At 71.2% G+C, this 4831-nt stretch carries 4 protein-coding genes; 2 read left to right on the forward strand and 2 right to left on the reverse strand.

Annotation, left to right across the window (positions count from 1 at the left end; translation table 11 throughout):
* The coding region (locus tag VK923_13605; GenBank protein ID HSJ45710.1) for a hypothetical protein at positions 1 to 864 on the forward strand (864 nt) is incomplete at its 5' end.
* A 44-nt stretch (positions 865 to 908) separates the two neighbouring features.
* Here the strand turns inward: VK923_13605 and VK923_13610 are convergent.
* Positions 909 to 1676 carry an SDR family NAD(P)-dependent oxidoreductase gene (locus tag VK923_13610; protein ID HSJ45711.1) on the reverse strand — a complete coding sequence of 256 codons (768 nt, stop codon included), beginning with the start codon at positions 1674 to 1676 and terminating at the stop codon, positions 909 to 911.
* A 127-nt stretch (positions 1677 to 1803) separates the two neighbouring features.
* Here VK923_13610 and VK923_13615 point away from each other — a divergent pair, with 127 nt between their 5' ends.
* Positions 1804 to 2244, forward strand: a complete 441-nt coding sequence (locus VK923_13615; protein HSJ45712.1) for a MarR family winged helix-turn-helix transcriptional regulator — start codon at positions 1804 to 1806, stop codon at positions 2242 to 2244.
* 1008 nt (positions 2245 to 3252) lie between these two features.
* Here the strand turns inward: VK923_13615 and VK923_13620 are convergent.
* A complete protein-coding gene (locus tag VK923_13620) occupies positions 3253 to 3987 on the reverse strand; it encodes a hypothetical protein (protein ID HSJ45713.1) in 735 nt (244 codons plus the stop codon).
* Between the last annotated feature and the right edge of the window lie 844 nt (positions 3988 to 4831).

Consider the following 4831-nt stretch of genomic DNA (forward strand, 5'->3'; position numbering starts at 1 on the left):
GTCGCCCGCCACCAGGCGCTCGAGGCCGGGGTCCCGCTGTCGACGTTCGATGCACGGGTCCGCCGCGAGGCGTGGCCATTGCTCCACCGCACCGTTCGCCTGCTGCCGGGGACGGAGCCGACGCTGCGCACGCACGTCAGCGCCGCATTGCTCGAGGTCGGTGGGGGCGCGCTCGTGACAGCACGGACAGGTCTGTTCCTCCATGGTGTTGTCGACCGCGCTCCGCCTACGATCGAGCTGGTCGCGGAGTGGACCACCAGCGTCAGGCGGCTGCAGGGCGTCCGTGTCATCCGGTCCCGGACGCTGATCGACGACGACCGTTCGGTGCGCGATCGCCTGGCCGTCGCGTCGGTCCCACGGTGCTTCATGGACCTGGGGCGGACCGGCGGATCGGTACGTCTGCGGACGCCACTGATCGACGCGCGGCAACGCCGCATCGCCGACCCCACGGCGGTCGCCCAGCGGGCTGCGCTGCATCCCGGTGTTCCCGGTTCCAGGCTGCTGGCTGTCATCGCGCGTGACGTCGCTCGGACCGGGGCCGACTCGACGTTGACCGACGTCGTGCACCGTCGCCTCGCCTCGGTCGGGCTTGCGCCTGACGATGTGCCGGCGCCGGTGATGGTCGAACCGCAGGACCGGATCCTGCATCCTGACATCACATTTGCATTGAGACGGGTGTGCATCGAGTGTGACTCACTCGCGCACCACGGGACGCAGCGCGCGATCGACCTCGACCACCGCAAGGACCAGGCATACCGCCAAGCGGGGTGGAACTGCCTGCGGATCGGTTGGTATCGGCTCGATCACGACTGGAAAGGTTTCGTCCGCGACATCCGCGCCGCGCTCGCAGGCTCGCGCGTGTAGCGGAGTCGTCGATATCGAGGACCTGGCTACACGCTCGTCTCGCGCTACCTCGGGGTCATGCGGATCGCGCCGTCGAGGCGGATGACCTCGCCGTTGAGCATCTCGTTGGCGACGATGTGCACAGCGAGCGCGGCGTACTCGTCGGGACGGCCCAGCCGGCTCGGGAAGGGCACCTGGCTGCCGAGCGACTCGCGCGCCTTCTCGGGCAGTCCCGCCATCATCGGGGTGTCGAAGATCCCCGGCGCGATCGTGACGACCCGGATGCCGTGCTGCGCGAACTCACGGGCCACTGGCAGTGTCATCGCCGCCACGCCGCCCTTTGACGCCGAGTAGGCGGCTTGACCGATCTGGCCGTCGAAGGCCGCGACCGAGGCGGTGTTGACGATGACCCCGCGCTCGCCCGCGTCGTTGGGCTCGTTGGTGAGCATGGCGGCTCCGGCGAGCCGGATCATGTTGAACGTGCCGATCAGGTTCACCGTGATGACCGTCGTGAACTCCTCGAGGGGCTGCGGCGCGTCGCGCCCCACCACCCGCGTGGCGGTCGCGATGCCGGCGCAGTTGACGAGTCCCCGGACGCCGCCGAACGTCTCCATCGCGGCCTCGACCGCTCCCTGTCCGCCCGCCTCGCCCGTCACGTCGGCCTCGACGAACCGGGCGCGGTCGCCGATCTCCGCCGCGGTCGACGTGCCCGCGTCGACGTTGACGTCAGCGAGCACGACGTTCGCCCCACCCGCGGCCAACGCCCTGGCCGTCGCGGCCCCAAGCCCCGAGCCCCCGCCGGTCACGATGAACGTTGCGTCGTCGAGTCGCACGTCGACCTCCGATCCGGGTTCATGGTCCCCGTCTGACGTACCACACGGCGGGCCGTCTCACCCGACCACCTGACGCGACCCACGCCGCGGTGCACACTACGGCGCGCCGTACGTGGGAGGAGCGCGCATGGACCAGCAGGCGCTGTCACGGCCGATCGGATGGTGGCTGAAGGAGGCGGACGCACACATCACGGCGGCGTTCGACGAGGCGTTCGGCACCGCCGACGTCGACCGGCGCCGGTGGCAACTGCTGACGTCGTTGTCCCGCGGGCCCGCGTATCGCGGCTCCCTCGCGGAGGCGCTCCGCCGCTTCGACACGGGCGCCGACATCGCCATCGTCCTAGACGACCTCATCGGTCGTGGACTGGTGGTGGCGGGTGACGATGGGCGGCTGCGCCTGACCGACGCCGGCGCGGCGGTGCACGAACGGGCGGCCACACAGGTCGATGCGGTACGCGGGCGGGTGGTCGACGCGCTGGGCGGCGATCATGGCTACGTCCAGCTCGTCACGTTGCTCGCCCGGCTCGTCGACGCCCTCGCAGCGGACGCAGGATCGCAGTCGTCATGACCCCCGGCAGCGGTGCACGGTGTCGTCCAGGGGTGGTGGGTGGGACGGACCGCGTTCGAGGACCTGACGGCGGCCGGACAGGCCCGCAGGCTGCGAGGCCTGGTCCCGCTCGCCATGGCGCACCACGACATCGACGTGGCGCGCGTGCGCCAGGCCCAGCGTTCAACACGACGTTCCGCATCGACGGGACCGACGGCAGGCGGTACGCACTACGGGTCGGGTCGCGGTGGCACCTCAACACCAACCAGATCGCCGAGGTCGAGGCGGTCTGGGCCGCGGCGCTGGCCGCCGACACGGCGGTCGCGCCGCCACAGGTCGTCCGGACCCGCGCTGGCCCCGCGTGGGCGAGGGTGGAGACCCCTGGTGCCCCGGTGCCCGCGCGTGCGTGCTGTTCACGTGGCAGGAGGGTCGGACGTTGCACGGCCGGCTGCAAGACCTCGATCTGGTCGCCGCGGCCGGCGAGGTGCTCGCCGCCCTGCACGCCCTTGCGATGGGCCTCGGTGGCGTGAACGCCGCCCAGTGCTCAGGGCCGACCGTGTCTGCTACTTCCGCCTGCCCGACGTCCTGGCGGAACGTGGCGCGCTGTTCGCAGAGGCGTGGGCGCAAGAGGGCATCGACCGGCTCTGGCGTGATCGTGGTGAAGCCGCCCACCTGCTCCACGTCGACTTCTACCCACGCAACCCGCTGGTCCGCCATCGCCGTGTCGTCCCGATCGACTTCCAGGACGCGATCTGGGGTCGGAGGAGCAGGATCTCGCGATCGCGAAGGTTGTGCTCGACCACGACGACCACCACGAGCGCCGCCGCGACGGCGTTCCGGCGCGGCTACGAGCGGCGGCGGCCGTGGACGCCCACCGACACCGCCAAGCGCGAGCGACTGACATCGCCAGGCGCTGCAGCTTGCGAACCTGCTGTTCAACGCCCGGCCCGCGGGCACCTTCCAGTTCGTCGAGGACCTCGCGCGCGACGTGCCCCGCCTGCTGGGGCGGTGACCGGACGGCGCTGTCGGTCACGCCTCGTGGATGAACCAGACGTTGGGCTCCCAGTACGTGCAGCGATCGGCGTCGCGGTCGACCTCCAGCGGGGCCAGCCCGTGCGGGAACACGTAGGTCCCCGACACCGGGAGCGGCAGGCCGGTCCACGCCTCCCACTCGACGACGGTGCCGGTGATGCGCAGCGATCGGGGCAGCGCCGGCCCGATGCGCGCACCGAGGCGCTCGTGCACGCGCATCCAGGGATCGAACAACAGACCGTCGGTCCGGCGCCAGGTCACGTAGTCGTTGATCGGGACCAGCGGGTAGCGCTCCTTCCATGACGGTCGGACGGGCGCGATCACGGCGGTCAGGCCGTTGACCGCGGCTACCCGGCGCATCTGGCGCAGGGCCTCCGCAGCGAGGCCGCGGGACCGGGCCGCCGGCGCGACCTGCGCCGCGAGCGCGCACAGGACCGTAGGGGGACGGCCGGCGGCGAGCTCGGCGAACGCACGCCGAACGACGGCGTCGATCCCTGGCGCGAGGTCGGCGTCGGTCCCGTCCCACACGCACGCGATCGCGTTGGTCTCGACCAGGACGTCCCCCGTCGCGTCGTCCCAGCCGACCGACTGCAAATGCTCCACGTCGTCGTAGAGGCGATGCCACATCCTGCCGACCACGTCGCCGTGCAGGTTGTACTCGGGCCACACATCCCGCGACGGGATGCCCGGCAGGTCGGGGCGCTCGTCCCTGGTCGCCCATCGCATGGTCATCGAGGCTGCACCCTAGAGCTATGGAGCAGCGTGCTGGTTGAAAGTTGGCCGGTCGGCACCCCGCGCATGAAGTGTGCGGGGACTGCCCAGCCCGAGGATGGGCCTCGGGTTGGTACCCCAGTCATGGGAGGTGCCGACTATGGCGCACAGTGTGATCTTTGCCGGCCTCGACGTCCATGCTGCCCAGACCCACGCGGCGCAGCGCGACGCTGCGACCAGGGAGGTGTCGACCACGAGGCTTGCGGGTGTGGGGCCAGCGCCGCACCACGTTGGACCCCACCATCACGGCGCGATCACCAGGCCCGGCCCGCCGCATGGGCCGGGATGCTGGTCGAAGCCGCCCGCCACCACCGGCGATCCCCACGCCTGACGTCGTACTGGCGCGTCGCCAGGCCAGCGCCGACGCGCGAGTGTGCGCGGGCCCTCGAGCCTGCTATGAGCGACCCGAAACCCAAGTGCTGGCCTCGCCCGCTCCTGGACGGCCGACCCGCGACCCATCAACGGACTTGAGGTACCCAGCCCTCGCCTATCAGCCTGACAGGACCGTCACCGGCCGGACCTTCGCCCGTGCCGTCCCGACAACGCCGAGCACCCACGACCCCGCCGACACCACTCGCCCCACGCGACGAGACCCTCCACTCCTGCCACCTGACAGCCGCAGCTCAATATCAGCGGGCCGGTCGGCTCGCAGCGCGACCTCGTGCCGGGCGCTGCGGACGCCCGCACGCACGTATCATCGTCGGCTTGCGTACGCACGGCCAGCGAAAGGGCGCCCTGGCCGGCGACGCACGCACAATGAGCGAGGAACGGATCGACCCAATTGGGTGGATCCGTTCCGTGTTGA

The organism is Euzebyales bacterium, from assembly GCA_035461305.1.
Taxonomy (GTDB): Bacteria; Actinomycetota; Nitriliruptoria; order Euzebyales; family JAHELV01; genus JAHELV01.